The organism is Rhizobium sp. K33 (genome assembly GCF_056501445.1).
Genome location: NZ_CP096478.1, coordinates 524,834 through 543,979 on the forward strand (window position 1 = coordinate 524,834; position 19,146 = coordinate 543,979).

The following is a 19,146-nucleotide window of genomic DNA, read 5'->3' on the forward strand; positions in this document are numbered from 1 at the left end:
CGCGAAGGAGAGGTCCGGTCCGGGCATGACATCGAGCGTGCTCGATGCGGTCCGACATCACGAGGGTAATCCGTCGTCAGAGGGGCCCGGTCCGCTCGCGATAGATCGTGATACGCCTCCAGTCTTTCAAGGGTGCCGGACAATAAAATGCACAAGAAAGCCACAATTGGCTTTTGCCGATATCTCCAGCCGTCCCAGCGGATGTCGGTTGCAAAACAGACTGTTCGGGTCGTGAGCCGGGCGGCCATTCGCCCGAACTGTCAATTTGTCGATTGACGCCCCTGTCTCGCCTCACCATGATGTCGCAATTGCAAACATTGTTTGGGAGGACAATCATGCATTTTTCAAGACTTAGCACCTTGGCCGCTGCCGCTCTGGCCGCGTCTGTCGCATTTGGCACATCCGGCGCGCGCGCCGAGCAATTCGTCAACGTGCTGACCGGCGGCACCTCGGGCGTCTATTATCCGCTGGGTGTCGCACTGTCGAAGATCTACGGCGAGAAGATCCCGGATGTCCGCACCCAGGTGCAGGCGACCAAGGCGTCGGTCGAAAATCTCAATCTTCTGCAGCAGGGCAAGGGCGAAATCGGCTTCTCGCTCGGCGACAGCGTCAAGCTGGCGGCCGAGGGCAATGCCGATGCCGGCTTCAAGGCGCCGCTCGACAAGCTGCGCGGCATCGCGGCCATCTATCCGAACTATATCCAGATCGTCGCCACCAAGGATTCCGGTGTCACCTCGCTGGCCGACCTCAAGGGCAAGAGCCTGTCGGTCGGTGCGCCCAAGTCCGGCACCGAGCTCAATGCCCGCGCCATTCTCGGGGCGGCCAGCATGAGCTACGAGGATCTCGGCAAGACCGAATATCTGCCCTTTGCCGAATCCGTCGAACTGATCAAGAACCGCCAGCTCGACGCGACGCTGCAGTCCGCCGGTCTCGGCGTGGCCTCGCTGAAGGACCTGTCGACCTCGCTGCCGGTCTCGCTGGTCGCCGTTCCCGCTGAAGTCGCCAATGCGCTGGGCGCTCCCTATATCGCCGCGACCATTCCGGCCGGCACCTACGAGGGCCAGACGGAAGACGTGCCGACGGTTGCCGTCGTCAACTTCCTGGTGACCCATTCCGAGGTGTCGGATGATCTCGCCTACGAGATGACCAAGCAGCTCTTCGAGAACCTGCCGGAGATGCAGGCTGCGCATAATGCGGCCAAGGACATCAAGCTGGAGGACGCCACCAAGGGCATGCCGATCCCGCTGCATCCGGGCGCCGAGCGCTATTACAAGGAAAAGGGCATGCTGTGAGCCCGCGGGCCTCTAAAGCTTTCTGAAGGGACTGGGCGGGTGCCATGCCGCCCGGTCCTTTGCCCTCGGCTTACCTTTTCGGACGGATATCCATGAGCGCCTCGACTGCGGACCAGACCCTGTCGCATGAACCGAACACCCACGAGCAGCATTTCCCGGCCAGCGCCGAAGGCAAGCTGCTCTATGGCATTGCGGTTGCCTTTTCGCTGTTCCAGATCGCGACCGCCGCGCATCTGATCGACATGCCGAGCCAGTTGGTGCGCTCCACCCACGTTGCCTTCCTGCTGCTTCTCGGCTTTCCTCTGGTTGCTGCCAATGTCCGCAAAGGGGCCTTCTACACCGCGGGCGCCTGGGCGCTGGCGACGGCGGGTGTCGCCGTTGCCGTCTACCAATATGTCGAATACGAGCCGCTGATCCTGCGCGCCGGCGATCTCATCACCCTGGATCTCTATGTCGGCGTGGTGGCCATCGCGACCGTCTTCATCGGCGCCTGGGTGATCATGGGCCCCGCATTGCCGATCATCTCGGGCCTTTTCCTGGCCTATTGTTTCTTCGGCCAGTATCTCCCGTCGCCGCTCAATCACCGCGGCTATGACTTCGCCCAGGTCATCGACCACATGGCCTATGGCACCGAAGGCATCTACGGCGTCCCGACCTATGTGTCCTCTTCCTACATCTTCCTGTTCATCCTGTTCGGCTCCTTCCTGGAGCGCGCTGGCATGATCAAGCTCTTCACCGACATCTCGCTCGGTCTCGTCGGTCACAAGCAGGGCGGCCCGGCCAAGGTCTCGGTCATCTCGTCCGGCCTGATGGGCACGATCTCCGGCTCCGGTGTCGCCAATGTCGTGACAACAGGCCAGTTCACCATCCCGCTCATGAAGCGCTTCGGCTATCGCCCGGCCTTTGCCGGCGGCGTCGAGGCGACGTCGTCGATGGGCGGTCAGATCATGCCGCCCGTGATGGGCGCTGTCGCCTTCATCATGGCCGAGACGCTCGGCGTGGAATATGCCGAAATCGTCAAGGCAGCGCTGATCCCGGCGATCCTCTATTTCGCCTCGGTCTTCTGGATGGTCCATCTCGAAGCCGGCAAGCGGGGCTTGAGCGGTCTCGACCCCAAGGACTTGCCCTCCGCCTCCGCCGCCATCCGCCGACAGTGGTATCTGCTGCTGCCGCTCGCTGCCCTCGTCTGGCTGCTCTTCTCCGGCTACACGCCGCTCTTTGCCGGAACCGCCGGCCTCGCCCTCACCATGCTGCTTATCCTCGGCAGCTCGATCGCCATCGGTATGTCGAATACGGCCATCCGCACCATCTTCTGGATCGGTATCGGCATCGCCGGTGCCTCCTTCTTCCAGTATGGCTTCCGCGCTGTCTTGATCGCCATCCTGGTGCTGATTGCCTGGAATTTTCTGGTCAAGGGCGGCCGGCAGGCGCTGAAGCTCAGCGTCGACAGCCTCGCCGATGGTGCCAAGACCGCACTTCCCGTCGGCATCGCCTGTGCCGTCGTCGGCATCATCGTCGGCACCATGACACTGACGGGTGCGGCCAACACCTTCGGCCAGTTCGTCGTCGCGGTCGGCGAGCACAGCCTTTTCCTCTCGCTGATCCTGACCATGCTGACCTGCATCGTGCTCGGCATGGGCATTCCGACAATCCCCAACTACATCATCACCTCGTCGATCGCCGGGCCGGCACTGCTCGAGCTCGGCGTGCCGCTGATCGTCAGCCACATGTTCGTCTTCTATTTCGGCATCCTCGCCGATCTGACGCCACCGGTGGCGCTCGCCTGTTTCGCCGCCGCACCGATCGCGCGGGAATCGGGGCTCCGCATCTCCTTCGAGGCGGTGAAGGTGGCCGCTGCCGGTTTCGTCATTCCCTTCATGGCGGTCTACACGCCGGCCCTGATGCTGCAGGACGGAGGCCCGCTGGCCGAGGCTATTGGCTATCCGCTCGCCGTCCTCTACATCGTCGTCAAGGCCAGCCTGTCGATCGGTCTCTGGGGTGTGGCGGTCATCGGTTATCTCAACCGTCCGCTGCCGCTGTTGCACCGTCTGGTCGCTGCGGCCGCCGCCTTCTTCCTCGTTGCGGCCTTGCCGATTACAGACGAGATCGGCGGCGCACTGGTGCTGCTCTTCGGCCTGCTCGTATGGAAATTCCCCGGCAAGGCGCCCGCGCCGGTCGGCAACGCGCCACCCAAGATCGAGACTCCCAAGATCGAGACGTCATGAGCCTCTGCATCGCCCTTGCTGCCACCGTCCTAACGATCCCGACCACGAGCTTCACGCTGTCCTGGGTCCACTCGGTCGAAAAGGTCGAGTGGCGGGAGGAGTGGGCGGTGACGTCTGACGGGCTGCAGCTGAAGCAGGCGAGCGTCAAGGGATCGGGGGCCGGCATGGAGCCGGGGGAGGGGGCAATCCTCGAAGACGGCTGGTGGCGCTGGACGCCGCCACTGCCGCCACTTCCAGAGCTGCGGCTGGCCGCGTCTGGAAAAACGCCTGGCGGTTGGACACTTTGCCACGACGCTGGATGCATGACCTTGGGCATGAAGGCTGGCGAGGACAGCGTGATTACCGCCTGCACCCCGTCTGCCTCTCCCTGAGGTGTACCGCGTCGCAAGCAAGCTTCGCGCGGCCTCCTCAGCCACTCAACCGTCCCACGGTGTCGACAAGTTTGGCCGCTTCGAACGGCTTGACGATCCAGCCAGTTGCACCGGCCTTGCGGGCGCGCTCCCGCTTCTGAGGATCGTTTTCCGTCGTCAGCACGAGGATGGGAATGGCTCGGTAACGATCGCTGCGGCGGATACGCTCGATGAAGCCGAAACCGTCGAGCCTTGGCATGTTGATGTCGGTGATGATGAGGTCCGGAGCATTGCCTTCCAGAACTTCCAGCCCCTGAATGCCATCTTCTGCCTGCAGCGTCTCGTAGCCGGCGTTTTCAAGCGTCTGGGTCACCATGGACAGGATGGTCCTGGAATCATCAACGGCCAGAATTTTCTTCACCAAGATTGCCTCGCTTTCGTCGCGCTTCGCTGGAGCCATACTCAACCGTTCGAGAGGCTGCGACGACAATAGTTAGATATGCCTTATTTAGGATTAATTGACTTGAGTGCCGATCCAGACGCTGTAGCGCGATGGATGCCGCTGATGGGCTGAAAGTGAACGATGCGTCACCCGCGGACCGTCGATCCGTCCTATGATCCGGCCGGAGACCTGATAACCTGAGACGATCTAAAACGGAGGTTTCCCATGTCCTTCTTCCCCGGCAATGACCCGGTCCCCGGTGATGCCTTTGCCTGCGACGCGATCGAGCACCTGATCATCCCCCGTTCAAGCGACATCGGTGGTTTTGCCGTGCGCCGCGCGCTTCCCTCCGTGCGCCGCCGTTTGGTCGGTCCCTTCATCTTCTTCGATCGCATGGGGCCCGCCGTCCTGAAGGCGGACGAGGCCATGGACGTGCGTCCGCACCCGCATATCGGTCTGTCCACCGTCACCTATCTCTTCGACGGCGAGATCAAGCATCGCGACAGTCTTGGCACAGAACTCGTGATCGCACCTGGCGACATCAATCTGATGACCGCCGGCTCCGGCATCGTCCATTCCGAGCGCACGCCGGAAAATCTGCGCGGCCACCCGCTTTCCATGTCCGGTCTCCAGACCTGGATCGCGCTTCCGGATCACCTGGAGGAAATCGATCCATCCTTCGCCCATACGGCCAAGGCGGATCTGCCGACCTTCAATGATCGCGGTGCTTCGGGCCGTGTGGTGATCGGGGGATTGGGCGGCCTGCGCTCACCGGTCACGACCTTCTCCGAAACACTTTACGTGGATCTGACGCTCGAGCCCGGCGCACGCTTTCCCTTCGACGCGAGCCAGGAGGAGCGCGCGCTCTACATTCTCTCCGGCGAGATCGAGGTCGCCGGCGATCGCTTCGCGCAGGACCAGCTTCTGGTCTTCCGCCCCGGAGACGAGATCACTCTGATCGGGGGCGCCGCCGGCTGTCACGTCATGCTCTTTGGTGGCGCGGCGATGGAAACGAAGAAACATATCTGGTGGAACTTTGTTTCGTCGTCCAAGGAGCGCATCGAACAGGCCAAGGAAGAGTGGAGAACCGGCCGTTTTGATATCGTTCCCGGTGACGAAGACGAGTTCGTGCCTTTGCCGGAGGGCCGTTGACAGCTATATAAGCGCTTGATGACGTGGAATTGCCCTGATCGTCGGGGGATGGTATCGCGCATCCAAACAGACTGAAGAGGCATCAGCCCGTGACATCCCTGCCCGATACGCCGCTCCTGGACAAGGTCAAGTTTCCCAAGGACCTGAAGACCATCGAGGATCGCGACCTGCCGCAGCTGGCGCGCGAGGTCCGTGACGAGATGATCGACGCGGTGTCGAAGACGGGTGGACATCTGGGCGCCGGCCTCGGCGTCGTCGAGCTGACGATTGCCATCCACAAGGTCTTCGAGACGCCGGATGACCGGCTGATTTTCGACGTCGGTCACCAGTGCTATCCGCACAAGATCCTGACCGGCCGCCGCGAGCGCATCCGCACGCTGCGCCAGGAAGATGGCCTGTCCGGCTTCACCAAGCGCGCCGAAAGCGAATACGACCCCTTCGGTGCCGCCCATTCCTCGACCTCGATTTCCGCCGGCCTCGGCATGGCGGTCGCAGCCGAGCTTTCGAAGTCGGACCGCAAGGTGATCGCCGTCATCGGCGACGGCGCCATGTCGGCGGGCATGGCCTATGAAGCCCTGAACAACGCCGGTGCGCTCGACGCCCGCCTGATCGTCATCTTGAACGACAACGACATGTCGATCGCGCCGCCGACGGGTGCCATGAGCGCCTATCTCGCGCGCCTTGCCTCCGGCCGGACCTATATGGGCTTCCGTGAATTCGGCAAGAAACTGACCGCCTATCTCGGCAAGGGTTTTGACCGCGCGATCACCCGCGCCGTCGAGCACGCCCGCGGCTATGTCACCGGCGGCACCATGTTCGAGGAACTTGGCTTCTACCATATCGGCCCGATCGACGGTCATTCCTTCGACCATCTCCTGCCGGTGCTGCGCAATGTGCGCGATAACCAGAAGGGCCCGGTGCTGATCCATGTGGTAACGCAGAAGGGCAAGGGCTACCCGCCGGCAGAAGCCGCAGCCGACAAATATCATGGCGTCAACAAGTTCGACGTGATCACCGGCACCCAGGCCAAGGCCAAGCCGAATGCCCCGGCCTACACCTCCGTTTTCGCCGAGGCTCTCGTCGAGGAAGCCCGCCACGACGAGAAGATCGTCGGCATCACCGCGGCCATGCCCTCGGGCACCGGCCTCGACAAGTTGCAGAACCTGTTCCCTGAGCGCACCTTTGACGTCGGGATCGCCGAGCAGCATGCGGTGACCTTTGCAGCCGGGCTTGCCGCCGAAGGTTACAAGCCCTTCTGCGCGCTCTATTCGACCTTCCTGCAGCGTGGCTATGACCAGGTCGTCCACGATGTCGGCATCCAGAAGCTGCCGGTTCGTTTCCCGATCGACCGCGCCGGCTTCGTCGGCGCCGATGGCCCGACCCATGCCGGTTCCTTCGATACCGGCTTTCTCGCAGCCCTTCCGGGCTTCGTGGTCATGGCCGCCGCGGACGAAGCGGAGCTGAAGCACATGGTCCGCACCGCCGCCGCCTATGACGAGGGCCCGATCTCCTTCCGTTATCCGCGCGGCGAAGGTGTGGGCGTGCCCCTGCCGGAGCGCGGCGACATTCTCGAGATCGGCAAGGGCCGTATCGTCAAGCAAGGCTCGAAAGTCGCACTCCTCTCCTTCGGCACGCGCCTGGCCGACTGTCTGCTCGCTGCCGAAGACCTGGATGCCGCAGGCCTCTCGACCACGGTTGCCGACGCCCGCTTCGCCAAGCCCTTGGATCACGACCTCATCCGCCAGCTCGCCCGCCACCATGCAGTGGTGGTGACCGTCGAAGAAGGCGCCGTCGGCGGCTTCGGCAGTCAGGTCGTGCATTTCCTCGTCAACGAGGGCCTGCTCGACAACGGCCTAAAGGTCCGCTCGCTGGTGCTGCCGGATGTCTGGATGGACCAGGCCAAGCCCGAAGTGATGTACGCCAAGGCAGGACTGGATGCGGCGGGTATCCTGAAGACGGTGTTCGCGGCGCTGGGCCAGGACGTGCCGGGTGTCATCGCGGCGGGTTGAGGCAGGTTGACACTGCGCCGAGGACGACGGATTATACGTAAATCCGTATAAATCTCACAGGTGCGCGGTGGAACGTCTCGAATACGATAACATCTTTGACGCAATGGCAGAGAGCCCGGCGGAAGCTGCTGATCTCCAGTTTCGCGCCGATCTGATGTTGACCCTCCGCAAGTTGCTTGAGGAAAGAAAGCTGCGGCAGGCAGAGATGGCAGAGGCGCTCGGCGTGTCTCAGCCGCGCGTCAGCGAATTGATGCGCGGCAAGATCGACCTCTTCTCCGCCGACAAACTGATTGGTCTGCTTGCGCGCCTGAATGTACGGCTTCGGCCGTCTGTCGACGCGGATGGTCGAGTTGTTTGTGAGGTCGTTCAGGCGGCTTAAGGCTTTGCTCTCAGCATTTGCAGCATGAGCTTGTATCGTTCCGCAGCCGTTCTCATGGCATGTCTGTCAACGCTGTTGGTGGTCTTGGTAAAGGTGTGTAGGATGTAGACCGTCTCCGCGAACTTGGCGCAGTAGATCGTACGATAAGCATTGGGTGCATTCTCGATCAGTTCTATGGCGCCCGGGCCGACTGTCTCGGTCAGATGCTTCCAGCGTGAAAACGGCGGTTCACCCCTTTGCACTGCCTGCAGGTCGGTGCCGAACTGGCGCTGGATCTCCCTTGGCAGATCGAGAAAGGCGCGTTTGGCCGCTTCGTTGACAAAGACGAACTTCTTCATGCGTCCACCCAACCGCGCAATCCAAATAGACTTCAGGTTGCATCTCCGCATATCCGCGTAGAAACGGCAAGTCCGCCCCACTCTGGACTTCCCCCGATCCCCCCGCTAGACCGGAGCCTCATCAGCAGACCCTCATAGGGGTTCTGGAGGCTTCATGCAGACGGCTCACACCACGGATATCGCACCGGACGTCGCGCCCGACTGGGCGGCGATTGCGGTCGTGATCTTGGGCGTCACGGCCTTTGCGGTGGGGCAGGGGCTCACCTATCCGCTGATCTCGCTGATCCTCGAAAGCCGGGGCGTCTCCTCCAGCATGGCGGGCTTGAACGCCTCGGTCTTTGCGCTCGGCCTCGCCTCCTCGACGCTTCTGATCGGCAGGCTGACGCAGGTTGTGCGCGGCGACAGGCTGATCGTTGCCTCGTTGTGCGGCGTCTCCCTCTGTCTTGCCACCTTCTCCGCCTTCGACAGTCTCACCGTCTGGTTCGTCGCCCGCTTCCTGCTCGGCTTCTGCACCAGCATCATCTACACCGTCTCCGAAGCCTGGTTGAACACCGCCTGTCCGGATCGCCTGCGCGGCCGCGTATCCGGTGCCTATAGTGCCGGCATGTGCGCAGGCTTTGCCGCCGGGCCGCTTGCCATTCCGCTTGTCGGCATCGAGGACGGTTTCGCCTTCGCGATGACGGCGGCCTATGTCGCGCTCGTCGCCTTTGCTTCGGTCATGCTGGGGCGTTATGCCAAGACGAAGCCGGAAGCTTCGGAAGCCGGCGGGCTCCTGACCTTCGTCAGGCTCGCCCCGGTGCTGACGCTGATGGTCGTCGCCTTCGGCTTTTCGGATATCGCGGCGATCTCGATGATCCCGCTCTATTTCGTCGAGCGTGGCTACAGCCAGAATTTCGCAGCCTTCGTCGTCACCATGGTGGCGCTGCCGACGGCGCTCGCCCAGCCCTTCGTCGGCTGGCTCCTGGATCGCCTGTCGCGGCCCGTGATCGCCGTTTGCGGCTCGCTGGTCACGGCGGTTGCCTTCCTGGCGCTGCCCGTGATGACGTCGCAGGCAGCCCTGCTGATCACCATCTCGATCCTCGGTGCCGCGAGCTTCTCACTCTACACGGCGGCCCTCACTTTGCTCGGCGAACGCTTTCGTGGTGGCCTGCTGGTCTCAGGCGCCGCCGTCTTCGCGCTCGCTTACGCGATTGGCAGTGCCGCCGGCTCCGGCAGCACGGGCCTCACCATGGATCTCGTCTCTGTCGATGCGGGGCCTGCCTTCGTCGGCCTGCTGATGCTGGGCTTCACCGGCTTCTTCGCCCTGAACCTGATGCGCATTCGCGCCTCGAAGGGCTGAGCTCATGCTCGAGACATCGCCGCCCGAGATCTTCGATTGCCAGACCTGCGGCGCCTGCTGCGCCTATTCTGCCGACTGGCCGCGCTTTTCCATGGAAAGCGACGAGGAAATCGCCGCCATCCCCGAAGCGATGATCGCCAGGGATGAGAGCGGCATGAAGTTCGAGAACGGACGCTGCGCGGCCCTCACAGGCGGGGTTGGCAAGCATGTCGGCTGCGCCGTCTACCTCGTTCGGCCGCATGTCTGCCGCACCTGCATGCCCGGCGACGAGGAATGCAAGATCGCCCGCGCTGGATTTGGCTTTCCGATCGACGACTTGCCGGAACCGGAGGCCTACGAGGCCTGACACGTCAGGGAATGGTGATCGTCACCTGGTCGGACGGCAATTCTCCTCCGATTTCAGCCGTTTGCGTCTTCTTGTCATAGACGCAGATCGAGCTGACGACTGCACCCGCCCCGACGGCCTTGCCGGTCAGGATGGCCACGCCATAGCTCTCCGTCCCGAAGGGATCGACGACCACTTTCGGCTGCTCCATGCGGCCTTCGGCGAGCGCTGTGCATTTGGCCGCAACATCCTTAGCGAACTCCTCCCAGGCGGCATCGGAAGAGGCGAGCGCCGCAAAGCCGCTGGGCAGGCTCAGCAGGACAGAGGCAAGGACGAGGCGGGGAAAACGGGACATGGCGAACCTTTGCGTGACGGGCAGGGTGCAGGCAAGATCGGGCGCAAACCGACTGCCTTCAAGTCCAAAAACGAAAGACATTTCTTTCGCCGACAGGCCGGATTTTGGAAGGGCAACGGTTGCCTGAGCGATGTTCCGCACCTATGTTCCCGTCACCTGCCAAAACGCAATCCATTTGCCAAAAGGAGATCTCACATGGCCTTCGAATTGCCCGCCCTCCCGTACGCTTACGACTCGCTGGCACCGTTCATGTCGGCTGAAACGCTCGAGTTTCACCACGACAAGCACCACCAGGCCTATGTGACGAACGGCAACAACCTCCTGAAGGATTCCGGTCTCGAAGGCCTGTCGCTCGAAGAAGTCGTCAAGCAGTCCTATGGCAAGAATGCCGGCCTCTTCAACAATGCCGGCCAGCACTACAATCACATCCACTTCTGGAACTGGATGAAGAAGGACGGCGGCGGCACCAAGCTGCCTGGCAAGCTGCAGGCTGCCATCGACAGCGACCTCGGCGGCTATGACAAGTTCAAGGCCGATTTCGTTGCAGCCGGCACCACGCAGTTCGGCTCCGGCTGGGCCTGGCTCTCCGTCAAGGACGGCAAGCTCGAAATCTCCAAGACCCCGAACGGCGAGAACCCGCTGGTCCACGGCGCGTCCCCGATCCTCGGCGTCGACGTCTGGGAACACTCCTACTACATCGACTACCGCAATGCGCGTCCGAAGTATCTGGAAGCCTTCGTCGACAGCCTGATCAACTGGGACTACGTGCTCGAAATGTACGAAGCCGCAACGAAGTAAGCGGTATCGCCACTTCATGAGTTCGAAACGCCCGGTGCCCAGCGCCGGGCGTTTTGCTTTGCAGCAACATTTGGCCCAACGGTTCTAAGCAGTGGAACCATCGCGCGTCGCTCACGTTTCTTGGGCAAGATCCCGAAACAAGAAAAGGAGCCGACCATGGCGACGTCCAACCTGCAGGCAGAACTGCGTGAACTGCGCGAACAGATGACCGAGTTGAAGGATGTCATCGGCCGCCAGGCCTCGCGCACCGGCTATGATGCGCGCCACCGCGCAGCCGAAGCATGGCATGGTGCCGCCCGTGCGGCAGGCACTGTCGCCGATTATGCCCGTGACGGTGCAGACAGCGTGGCCGGCGTCGCCCGCCGCCATCCGGCCGCCACCTCCACGGCACTCATCACACTCGGCATCATCGGCGGTGTCATCGGTTATCTCGTTGCCACCTCGACGCCGGCACGTGACAACCGTTGGCGCTGGCACTGAGGTCGCCGCATGGTAAAGGTGACCTATCACGTTGTCGCTCACGACGAAGGCTATGCCTACCGCCTGGGTGACGTCTATTCCGAGCCCTATCCGACACATGACGAAGCGCTTGCCGCCGCAAGGCAGGCAGCCGGGGCTCAGCAACTCGCAGATGGCGATGCCGAAATCAGCTGGCAGGACGCCGAAGGTGAGTGGCATCACGAACATGCGGACGGTGCGGACCGCCCCATGACGGACGTCGTCGACGATGTCGAGGACGACCGGTAGCCTGACTGTTCTGAGTCCAGGCAAAAGGGAAAGCCCGTGGCGCGAGCCGCGGGCTTTCTCGTGTTCATATGGCAGAGAGATCTCAGGCCGCGCGGCGATAGGCGTGGCTGCTGCCGGGTAGCTTGAAGCGCTGGATCATCTCGCTCAGGGAGCCGGCTTCCGCGGCCAGCCGGTTGGCTTCACTGCTCGACTGTTCGGACACCTGGGCATTCTGCTGCGTGACGATATCGAGCGTATCCACCGCGCCACCAATATCGCGCAGATTGCTCGCCTGATCGCGTGTGAAGTCTGCGATCGCGTCCATATGCTCGTTCATTTTCTGGATCAGATCACCGATCTGCAGCAGCGTCTCGCCGGTGCCATGGACCAGCTGTACGCCATTCGCCACCTGAGCGGTCGAATTCTGGATCAGGGCCTTGATCTCCTTCGCGGCATTTGCCGAGCGCTGGGCAAGTTCACGAACTTCCTGAGCGACCACGGCAAAACCTTTGCCGGCTTCGCCCGCACGCGCGGCTTCGACGCCCGCATTCAGGGCGAGCAGGTTCGTCTGGAAGGCGATTTCGTCGATCACACCGATGATGTTGGAGATCTGCTGCGCACTCTCCTCGATCCGGTGCATGGCGTCTTCCGCTTCGGTCACGACCTTGCCGGAGGCGAGAGCGCTGTCATTGGCCTTCTTGGCAACGCTTTGCGCTTCCGCAACACGCTGATTGGCGGCCGAAACCGTCGAATTGATCTCCTTCAGGGACGCGGCGGTCTGCTCGAGCGATGCCGCCTGGCTTTCGGTCCGTCGGGCCAGTTCACGTGCGCCGTCGGCGATGGTCGCGCTACCACCGTCAATCGTGCCGGCAGTCTCGCGGATCCGGTCCATCGTCGCCGCCAGTTCGCGGACCGACGAGTTGAAGTCGTGCCGCAGCGTTTCGAAGTTCTCCGCAAAGGGCTGGTCGATCTGGAAGGCGAGGTCGCCGGAAGCGAGCCTTCTCAGACCACCGGCAAGACCTGCAGTGGCGACACGCAAACGCTCGGCGGCTTCTTCTTCGGCGCGGCGCTCGACGTCCAGCCGATGCGCCTCCGCCTTCTGCCGTGCCTGTTCGGCTTCGACTTCCAGCGACTTGTTGCGCCGCAGGTTGTCGCGGAAGACTTCGAGCGCGCGCGCCATGATGCCCAATTCGTCGCTGCGCTCGCGATTGCCGATCTCGATGTCGAGATGGCCATTGGCCAGCTTTTCCGTCGCCTGGGTCAGGTTGCGCAGCGGGTTGATGGCCGTCAGACGCAGCATGGCAACGACCAGAACGATCATGAGACCGATCGCACCGGCTCCGATACAGATGCGGGTCCAGACATTGTCCCGCCAGGCGGCGAGCTCCGGTGCGAGATCCACTTCGGCACTATAGACGCCGATCACTTCACCCGGATTGATGTTCATCTGCGCGGTATGACAGGTCGCGCATTTCTCGTCGGAGGCGCTGCCCTGACCAAGGACGACAGGGCGCGTCATCCGGAATGTCTCGCCTTCGAGGCTGTTCAGCTTCTGCAGCTTGTCGATCGTCTGCTGGTCGAGTGCGTCACGCGGGCTCTCGAACTCCGTCTCGCCCTGCGCCTTCTGGAAGTCGATGACCTTCGGCCCCATCACCAGCCAGATTTTGACGCTGCCACCGGCATTGGAGAACTGCTCCATCGTGCCATCGAGAGTCTCGATGGCGGGATCATCTTCTCCGACTTCCTTGCGGTTCAACATCGCCTGCGTGTGCACCGACTCGAGCATGTCGAGGGCCGCATCGCCGCGCTTGGCTGCCTTGTCGGTCAGGCTCAGGCGCTCGGCGGAAATTTCATAAGCCGCGGTTCCCGCCTGAATGGCGGCCACCGCGATCCCGATCCCGAGCACCATCTGCACCGAGAGCGGTATTCTCTTCAACGATTTCAACATTTGTGTCCCATCCCCACGGCTGCGGGCGCAGCCCTGTCAATGGCGCGAGAATGGGGGACATTGGTTAATTCTTTGGCTGAAAACTATTAGATTTCGCGGCTGACTTTAAGTTTTTGTTCTCACGTCGCCGGGGCTGGGATCAAAGCCGGGCATTGCTGCCCGGCCCGAGCATCAGAATTCCGTCCAGTCCTGCTTGGCTGGTTCCGCTTGCGCCGCCGATGCCATCCCGAAGGCACGGCCGAGCTTGCCGGCAAGAGCCCGGGCCGGCGAGGGAGCCGGCGCATGCCCCGCGGATGCGGCCGCCGGTTGGCGCGGTGCAGCTTTCGGTCCTGCAGTCACCCCAGCGGGCGATGCCACCCGATGAGGCTGCCCGGAAGGTGCCGGGATGGCATTCCCCTGGCCGAGGCGGAACTGGGCAAGCAGCGTGTTGAGCGAATCCGCTTCTGCGGCAAGCGTGTGCGACGCTGCCGTCTGCTCTTCGACCATGGCGGCGTTCTGCTGCGTGCCCTGATCCATCGCCGTCACCGCAAGATTGATCTCCTGCAGACCGGTGGACTGTTCGCGGGCCGCAACCACGATCGCGCCGACATGATGGCTGATCTCCTGCACGGCGCTGACGATCTTCTCGAGTTCAACGCCGGTTTCGCCGACAAGAGCCACGCCGTTGCCGACCTGTGCGGTCGACCGCGAAATGAGCGACTTGATCTCCTTGGCGGCATTTGCCGAGCGCTGCGCCAGTTCACGCACCTCCTGCGCGACGACGGCAAAGCCCTTGCCGGCCTCGCCCGCGCGAGCGGCCTCGACGCCGGCATTCAGCGCCAGAAGGTTCGTCTGGAAGGCGATATCCTCGATCACGCCGATGATGCTGGAAATCGACTGCGAGGACTGCTCGATCTCGGTCATTGCCGACACCGCATTGCGCACGACCTCGCCGGATCGCTCGGCGCCGGAACGGGTGCTTTCGACCAGCTGCCCGACATCTTCGGCGCGCTTGGCGGTATCGCGCACGGTCTTGGTCACCTGTTCGACGGCGGCTGCGGTTTCCTCGACGGAGGCCGCTTGCTGTTCGGTGCGTCGGGCAAGGTCATCGGCGGAGGCGCGAATTTCGGCAGCACCCGCATGGATGGCATGCGCGTTGGCGCCGACGGTTCTGAGAGCCGCGTGCAGCTTCTCAAGCGAGTCGTTGAAGTTGCCGCGCAGGCTGTCGAGATGGGCCGCAAACGGCTTCTCCAGCCGGAAGACCACGTCGCCATCGGAGAGTGCGGCGAGACCCTTGGCCAGTTCGGTCATGGCAAAGCGGACTTCCTCTGCCTCGCGGGCCTTCTCGGCCTCGGCCTTCTGGCGATCCGCCTCGGCCTGTTCGCGCATCGTGCGACGTTCTTCGGCCATGCGGGCGCTGTCGATCGCTGCGTCCTTGAACACCAGCACGGCCTTCGCCATGCGGCCGACTTCATCCCCACGGTCGACGGCCGGCACTTCCACGGCATGATCGCCGGCGGCGAGACGGCTCATCGCATTGGTCATGCCGGTGATCGGCGTGACAATCGAGCGGGCAAGCAACCAGATCAGGCCGACGGCAAAGACGCCCGCGACGCCAGCGCCAAGCACCAGCGCCATTTCAAGCGCAAAATGCGCGCCGTCCACGCGGGCGCGGGTCGCGGCCGTTTCGGCGGCAAGGGCAGTCTTGATGTCGGCGGCGGCAGCCCGGAAGGCATCGAGAGCGCCAGCTGCGCCAGACGCGCCAATGGTTGCGATCTCTTCGAGAGAGGTCTGGCCGGCCTTGCGGGCGGCAATCTGCGGATCCGCGACTTCGGTTGCATAGGTCTGAGCGGCCGCGCGCATGGCATCCAGGCGCGCCAGGAGCGCACTGTCATCGGCCGCCAACGTCCGGGCTTCGGTGATGGCAGCATCGAGCGCCTGCCGCTCGGTTGTGACGGCGGCAAGCGTGCTTTCGCTGCCGAACAGCAGATAGCCGCGTTCGTTGGCTGCCTGCTCGGCCATAGCGGTTTTTGCGGCGTCGACGAGAGTGACGATGCGCTGGGCGCGGTCCTGGTCGATCAATGCGGTCTTGGCCGTATAGGCCTGAACGAAGACCACGACGGAGGCCAGGAAACATCCGGCCATGATGGTGCAAAAGGTAAGGATCAGCTTCTTGCTGAGAGAAAGGTTCTTGAGAAACATGTCTGGACTTTCGGGCGCGCGAAGAGGGCAGGACAGCCGGAGAGACGGCGTCGCACTGCTGCGATGACATGATCCGTTCGGGCGTTTGCGTCTCCATCATGGAGCGCTCAGGGGGACACCGGAAGCGACCGATCGCGGTGATCCTGTCGGAAACGATTTTACAAGCCGTTACCGCGACAAGGCAGAATTGTCGCAGTCGATGATTTAGTCGCGGTTGCGACCGTCACTCGGCATCCTGCATGGCGACCTTGTTCGACACGACGAGCAGGACGTGGAGATCCTGTTCCGGGTAGTAGTCCTTGGCGCGCATCTCGAAGGTGGTCGGGCCGGTCTTCTTCACCCCTTGGCCGCAGAAGCTGACGATCGTTTCGGTGTTCAGCTTGTCGACGGTCAGGCGAAAATCACCGATCGGTCCAAACCAGTTGTTGCCGGTGGTGAGGATGTAGGAGAGCCACTGCTCGAAATAGTAGATCCCGGCATCGGGGTTCTGCCTCTTTTCGAGCTTGGTCGCGGCGTTGAGGAAAGCCTCGTCGGCGCAGTAGCGCTTCTGAACCTCTGCGAAATACTCCGTCGGCTTTCCATCCCAGACAAAGCTGAGACCGGAAATGCCGCCAACGCTTGGCTTGTATCTGTGCTCGACCGCGACATCGGCACCGGCCGGGAAGGTCGTCTCCCACCAATAGATCGATTCGAGTTCCCAGACAGGCGCGTATTCGGGCTCCACGTCGCTGCCCGACCCGGCATTGATGTCGACGATCAGGCCCTTGGCGAGCCAATCCTCGATGACATCAGGCTGAAGCGTCTTCAGCGCCTCCGTCGTTTCCCCCGCGAGCGGTTGAAGCGGGATCTCCTGGTCTTCCACCTCGGTGGTGAAATCGATGCCGCGCACCAGCACCCGCTGCTGCAGGTTCGGCTCGATCTCCTCGCCGTCCTGCGTCACGGAAAAGTCCATGAAGTTGTCGCTCTGTTCGTCCGGCACCGCCGACATGATCTCGACCGAGCCGCCGATCTTCGGCATGGGGAAGGCGACGATGGTGCTGACCGGCTTGTCGCTGGTGTTGCGATAGAGGTATTTCACCTCCACTTTTTCCGGCGAGATATAGAGATCCTCCCGCGCCATGGTGATCTCTTCGCTGCGGGTAAAGACCAGGCCGCCGGCCTCCAGCGTCGCCATCGTGTCATTGGCCAGCACGGATGTCGTGGCAAGCGCCGGCAAGGCGCAGGCGAGCAGCAGTCTCGGCAGTGTCGTCACGGTCCAAATCCCCCGGAACCTGAAACAGAAAATGCCACCTTAGCGGTGGCATTTCGATTCTTGAACGACGCTTTCTGGGTGTTATGCGCGGGCCGGCAGAAGCGGGTAGCCGGCAATCACGGCGCGGGCTGCAAGCGTGGCAATCGCCGCCTTGACTAGGTCGCCCGGAATGAAGGCGAGCGAGCCGAGAACCACCTTGTCGAAAGGCGTGCCGGCCACGACCGAAAGCCACGGCATGCCGCAGAGATAGACGACGCCGATGCCCCCGACGACGGAGGCGATGAAAAAGCCAGCCATCTGCCTGGCCGCCGACTGGCCTTCGCGCACGAGCTTTTCGGCAAGGAAGCCGGTGACGAAGGTGCCGATGATCCAGCCGAAGATGTAGCCGCCCGTTGGGCCCATCAGCACGTTGAGGCCGCCACGACCACCGGAGAGAACCGGCAGACCAACGGCGACGAGCACCACGAGCAGCGCATAGGCGGCCGCACCGCGCTTGGCGCCGATGATGCAGCCGGCAAGCATGACGCCCATGGACTGGGCGGTGATCGGGACCGGCAGCAACGGGATCGGCACGGGCGGAATGAAGCCCAGGACGATGATGATGGCAGTGAAGAGGGCGGAAAGGACGATGTCTCTGGTGGTCATGCAAGGGGTCCCCGGTAACTTTGAGGGTTTTAGTGACCCCTAATCCCCCGCGCGTCAATCGCCTCGGCGATCCGGTCCGCATCCTTCAACGTCGAAATGATCAGCGGGCCCAGCATGCGCGACAGCCTGACCGGGATGCCGCGCGCGGCATGCGCTTCTTTCAGCGCCTCATAACGCGCGGCAATCTCGGGCACGAAACGCAAGACCAGCCCAAGCGCCAGCCCGAGATCTGAAGCCTTGATCAGCCCCAGCCGCTCCAGCGGCCGGGCGAGATCCGTGATCGCGGCCATGAAGTCGGCAATGGTGGTTGAAGCCGTAACGGCAGCCGCGAGGAAAACGATGGCAACGAGCCGCAGCGTGATCACGAGCGCCTCGAGCGGCGGCAAGAGCAGCAGATTGACGGCGGCGAGAAAGGCGATGGTAAAGAGCACCGGCTTCAGCCGCCGCAGCCCTTCGAGAAGACCGACACCCGTGGAGAGATAGAAGAGGCCGGACAGGGCGAGCGCGGCGCCCAGCACCCATGGCCGGTCGACGAAATAGAGCGCGAGCCCGAAGGCCATCAGCCCTGCAAGCTTCGGCTTCACCGAAAGACGATGCAGCGGGCTTGTACCCTCGATATGCAGGCTCGTCAGCATCCGGCGATCTCCCGGTAGCGTGTGATGGCCGCTTGGCCAGCACCATCGAAGGCGAGCGCTCCCTGATCGAAGACCAGCACCCGCTCGAAATCTGCGACGAGGTCGAGATCGTGGCTGATGACAACGGCCTGCTCGGCCAGCCCCTCGATCGCGGTCTTGACGCGGGCGCGGTTTTTCAGATCCAGCTGGTTGGTCGGTTCGTCGAAGATCACCAGCTCCGGACGGTTCACGCAGACGGCAGCGAGTGCCGCGAGCTGCAACTCGCCGCCGGAAAGCTCATGCGGCCGCCGCGCGCCAAGCGCGCGGATGCCGAACCTGTCCAGCGCCACATCCACCAGGCGCTCGACCTCGCCCGCGGCAAGTCCCCGCGACTTCGGCCCGAGTGCGATATCCTCGCGAATATTGGGCAAGATGATCTGGTTGCCCGGGTTCTGGAAAATGAACCCCGTCTTCGCCCGCGCTTCCTTTTCGTCGGCAACGGTATCCAGCCCATCCAGCGTCACCTGTCCCGACGTCGGCTTGGCGAGCCCCGCGATCAGCCGCGCAAAGCTCGTCTTGCCCGAACCGTTCAAGCCGATGACGCCGATGCGTCGCTCCACCAGCGACAGCGTCAGCGGCAAGAGGGCCACGCGGTCGCCGAAGCGCAGCTCGGTCTGGTCGAAACGGATATGCAAGGCGGATGGTCTCCGGGAGCAAGAGATGCCTCTATAGCGATGGGGACCGCGGAGGGGAATGTCCAAGGCATCCGGTTCAGC

The 19,146-nt window shown here is 62.9% G+C and carries 20 protein-coding genes; 11 read left to right on the forward strand and 9 right to left on the reverse strand.

Annotated elements, in window-relative coordinates; translation table 11 throughout:
- Positions 1–335: 335 nt before the first annotated feature.
- The 3 genes from M1E12_RS02450 to M1E12_RS02460 all read left to right on the forward strand — a co-directional run bounded on the left by M1E12_RS02450 (position 336) and on the right by M1E12_RS02460 (position 3,888).
- Positions 336–1,292 carry a TAXI family TRAP transporter solute-binding subunit gene (locus M1E12_RS02450; RefSeq protein WP_479563619.1) on the forward strand — a complete coding sequence of 319 codons (957 nt, stop codon included), beginning with the start codon at positions 336–338 and terminating at the stop codon, positions 1,290–1,292.
- Positions 1,293–1,384: 92 nt separating this feature from the next.
- Entirely contained in the window at positions 1,385–3,517 is a 2,133-nt protein-coding gene (locus M1E12_RS02455; protein ID WP_479563620.1) for a TRAP transporter permease, read from the forward strand.
- Entirely contained in the window at positions 3,514–3,888 is a 375-nt protein-coding gene (locus tag M1E12_RS02460) for a DUF1850 domain-containing protein (RefSeq protein ID WP_479563621.1), read from the forward strand. The genes M1E12_RS02455 and M1E12_RS02460 overlap by 4 nt, the downstream gene beginning before the upstream one ends.
- A 37-nt stretch (positions 3,889–3,925) precedes the next feature.
- Here M1E12_RS02460 and M1E12_RS02465 read toward each other — a convergent pair whose 3' ends face one another.
- Complete coding sequence (locus tag M1E12_RS02465; protein WP_113460694.1) at positions 3,926–4,291, reverse strand: response regulator; 366 nt, start codon at positions 4,289–4,291, stop codon at positions 3,926–3,928.
- 243 nt (positions 4,292–4,534) lie between these two features.
- Here M1E12_RS02465 and M1E12_RS02470 point away from each other — a divergent pair, with 243 nt between their 5' ends.
- The 3 genes from M1E12_RS02470 (at position 4,535) to M1E12_RS02480 (ending at position 7,849) form a co-directional block, all read left to right on the forward strand.
- On the forward strand, positions 4,535–5,461 hold the full coding sequence (locus tag M1E12_RS02470; protein WP_479563622.1) for a pirin family protein: 927 nt from the start codon (positions 4,535–4,537) through the stop codon (positions 5,459–5,461).
- An 89-nt stretch (positions 5,462–5,550) separates the two neighbouring features.
- Positions 5,551–7,470, forward strand: a complete 1,920-nt coding sequence (gene dxs, locus M1E12_RS02475) for a 1-deoxy-D-xylulose-5-phosphate synthase (protein ID WP_113460623.1) — start codon at positions 5,551–5,553, stop codon at positions 7,468–7,470.
- Between the two features lie 67 nt (positions 7,471–7,537).
- Complete coding sequence (locus M1E12_RS02480; RefSeq protein WP_479563623.1) at positions 7,538–7,849, forward strand: helix-turn-helix domain-containing protein; 312 nt, start codon at positions 7,538–7,540, stop codon at positions 7,847–7,849.
- Here the strand turns inward: M1E12_RS02480 and M1E12_RS02485 are convergent.
- Complete coding sequence (locus M1E12_RS02485; protein WP_479563624.1) at positions 7,846–8,187, reverse strand: type II toxin-antitoxin system RelE/ParE family toxin; 342 nt, start codon at positions 8,185–8,187, stop codon at positions 7,846–7,848. The two genes, M1E12_RS02480 and M1E12_RS02485, sit on opposite strands and share 4 nt — an antisense overlap.
- 154 nt (positions 8,188–8,341) lie before the next feature.
- On the opposite strand from M1E12_RS02485, the gene M1E12_RS02490 reads away from it, so the two are divergent.
- Both M1E12_RS02490 and M1E12_RS02495 read left to right on the forward strand, forming a co-directional pair.
- Positions 8,342–9,526 carry an MFS transporter gene (locus M1E12_RS02490; RefSeq protein WP_479563625.1) on the forward strand — a complete coding sequence of 395 codons (1,185 nt, stop codon included), beginning with the start codon at positions 8,342–8,344 and terminating at the stop codon, positions 9,524–9,526.
- Positions 9,527–9,530: 4 nt separating this feature from the next.
- Complete coding sequence (locus M1E12_RS02495) at positions 9,531–9,872, forward strand: YkgJ family cysteine cluster protein (protein WP_479563626.1); 342 nt, start codon at positions 9,531–9,533, stop codon at positions 9,870–9,872.
- A 4-nt stretch (positions 9,873–9,876) separates the two neighbouring features.
- On the opposite strand, the gene M1E12_RS02500 is transcribed toward M1E12_RS02495, so the two are convergent.
- Positions 9,877–10,206, reverse strand: a complete 330-nt coding sequence (locus tag M1E12_RS02500; RefSeq protein ID WP_479563627.1) for a hypothetical protein — start codon at positions 10,204–10,206, stop codon at positions 9,877–9,879.
- A 195-nt stretch (positions 10,207–10,401) separates the two neighbouring features.
- Between M1E12_RS02500 and M1E12_RS02505 the strand changes: the two genes are divergently transcribed.
- The 3 genes from M1E12_RS02505 (at position 10,402) to M1E12_RS02515 (ending at position 11,751) form a co-directional block, all read left to right on the forward strand.
- On the forward strand, positions 10,402–11,004 hold the full coding sequence (locus M1E12_RS02505; RefSeq protein ID WP_479563628.1) for a superoxide dismutase: 603 nt from the start codon (positions 10,402–10,404) through the stop codon (positions 11,002–11,004).
- A 156-nt stretch (positions 11,005–11,160) separates the two neighbouring features.
- On the forward strand, positions 11,161–11,484 hold the full coding sequence (locus M1E12_RS02510) for a hypothetical protein (RefSeq protein ID WP_136538351.1): 324 nt from the start codon (positions 11,161–11,163) through the stop codon (positions 11,482–11,484).
- 9 nt (positions 11,485–11,493) lie between these two features.
- Positions 11,494–11,751, forward strand: coding sequence for a DUF2188 domain-containing protein (locus M1E12_RS02515; protein WP_479563629.1), 258 nt, complete (start codon positions 11,494–11,496; stop codon positions 11,749–11,751).
- 82 nt (positions 11,752–11,833) lie between these two features.
- Here M1E12_RS02515 and M1E12_RS02520 read toward each other — a convergent pair whose 3' ends face one another.
- The 6 genes from M1E12_RS02520 to M1E12_RS02545 all read right to left on the reverse strand — a co-directional run bounded on the left by M1E12_RS02520 (position 11,834) and on the right by M1E12_RS02545 (position 19,065).
- Positions 11,834–13,678: a methyl-accepting chemotaxis protein gene (locus tag M1E12_RS02520; RefSeq protein WP_479563630.1), complete on the reverse strand. Its 1,845-nt coding sequence runs from the start codon at positions 13,676–13,678 to the stop codon at positions 11,834–11,836.
- A 171-nt stretch (positions 13,679–13,849) separates the two neighbouring features.
- The gene (locus M1E12_RS02525) at positions 13,850–15,859 is read right to left on the reverse strand and encodes a methyl-accepting chemotaxis protein (protein WP_479563631.1); all 2,010 of its coding nucleotides are present in this window, start codon (positions 15,857–15,859) and stop codon (positions 13,850–13,852) included.
- A gap of 223 nt (positions 15,860–16,082) precedes the next feature.
- Positions 16,083–17,111 (reverse strand): DUF4424 domain-containing protein, encoded by a 1,029-nt coding sequence (locus M1E12_RS02530; RefSeq protein WP_479563632.1) that lies wholly within the window; start codon positions 17,109–17,111, stop codon positions 16,083–16,085.
- 81 nt (positions 17,112–17,192) lie between these two features.
- Positions 17,193–17,756 carry a biotin transporter BioY gene (locus M1E12_RS02535; protein WP_479563633.1) on the reverse strand — a complete coding sequence of 188 codons (564 nt, stop codon included), beginning with the start codon at positions 17,754–17,756 and terminating at the stop codon, positions 17,193–17,195.
- A gap of 29 nt (positions 17,757–17,785) precedes the next feature.
- A complete protein-coding gene (locus M1E12_RS02540; RefSeq protein ID WP_479563634.1) occupies positions 17,786–18,391 on the reverse strand; it encodes an energy-coupling factor transporter transmembrane component T family protein in 606 nt (201 codons plus the stop codon).
- On the reverse strand, positions 18,385–19,065 hold the full coding sequence (locus M1E12_RS02545; RefSeq protein ID WP_479563635.1) for an energy-coupling factor ABC transporter ATP-binding protein: 681 nt from the start codon (positions 19,063–19,065) through the stop codon (positions 18,385–18,387). The genes M1E12_RS02540 and M1E12_RS02545 overlap by 7 nt, the downstream gene beginning before the upstream one ends.
- Between the last annotated feature and the right edge of the window lie 81 nt (positions 19,066–19,146).

Coding starts and splice junctions, on each gene's coding strand:
- M1E12_RS02450 (WP_479563619.1), top strand. CDS start 336: ATGCATTTTTCAAGACTTAGCACCTTGGCCGCTGCCGCTCTGGCCGCG.
- M1E12_RS02455 (WP_479563620.1), top strand. CDS start 1,385: ATGAGCGCCTCGACTGCGGACCAGACCCTGTCGCATGAACCGAACACC.
- M1E12_RS02460 (WP_479563621.1), top strand. CDS start 3,514: ATGAGCCTCTGCATCGCCCTTGCTGCCACCGTCCTAACGATCCCGACC.
- M1E12_RS02470 (WP_479563622.1), top strand. CDS start 4,535: ATGTCCTTCTTCCCCGGCAATGACCCGGTCCCCGGTGATGCCTTTGCC.
- M1E12_RS02485 (WP_479563624.1), bottom strand. CDS start 8,187: ATGAAGAAGTTCGTCTTTGTCAACGAAGCGGCCAAACGCGCCTTTCTC.
- M1E12_RS02490 (WP_479563625.1), top strand. CDS start 8,342: ATGCAGACGGCTCACACCACGGATATCGCACCGGACGTCGCGCCCGAC.
- M1E12_RS02495 (WP_479563626.1), top strand. CDS start 9,531: ATGCTCGAGACATCGCCGCCCGAGATCTTCGATTGCCAGACCTGCGGC.
- M1E12_RS02500 (WP_479563627.1), bottom strand. CDS start 10,206: ATGTCCCGTTTTCCCCGCCTCGTCCTTGCCTCTGTCCTGCTGAGCCTG.
- M1E12_RS02505 (WP_479563628.1), top strand. CDS start 10,402: ATGGCCTTCGAATTGCCCGCCCTCCCGTACGCTTACGACTCGCTGGCA.
- M1E12_RS02510 (WP_136538351.1), top strand. CDS start 11,161: ATGGCGACGTCCAACCTGCAGGCAGAACTGCGTGAACTGCGCGAACAG.
- M1E12_RS02515 (WP_479563629.1), top strand. CDS start 11,494: ATGGTAAAGGTGACCTATCACGTTGTCGCTCACGACGAAGGCTATGCC.
- M1E12_RS02520 (WP_479563630.1), bottom strand. CDS start 13,678: ATGTTGAAATCGTTGAAGAGAATACCGCTCTCGGTGCAGATGGTGCTC.
- M1E12_RS02525 (WP_479563631.1), bottom strand. CDS start 15,859: ATGTTTCTCAAGAACCTTTCTCTCAGCAAGAAGCTGATCCTTACCTTT.
- M1E12_RS02535 (WP_479563633.1), bottom strand. CDS start 17,756: ATGACCACCAGAGACATCGTCCTTTCCGCCCTCTTCACTGCCATCATC.
- M1E12_RS02540 (WP_479563634.1), bottom strand. CDS start 18,391: ATGCTGACGAGCCTGCATATCGAGGGTACAAGCCCGCTGCATCGTCTT.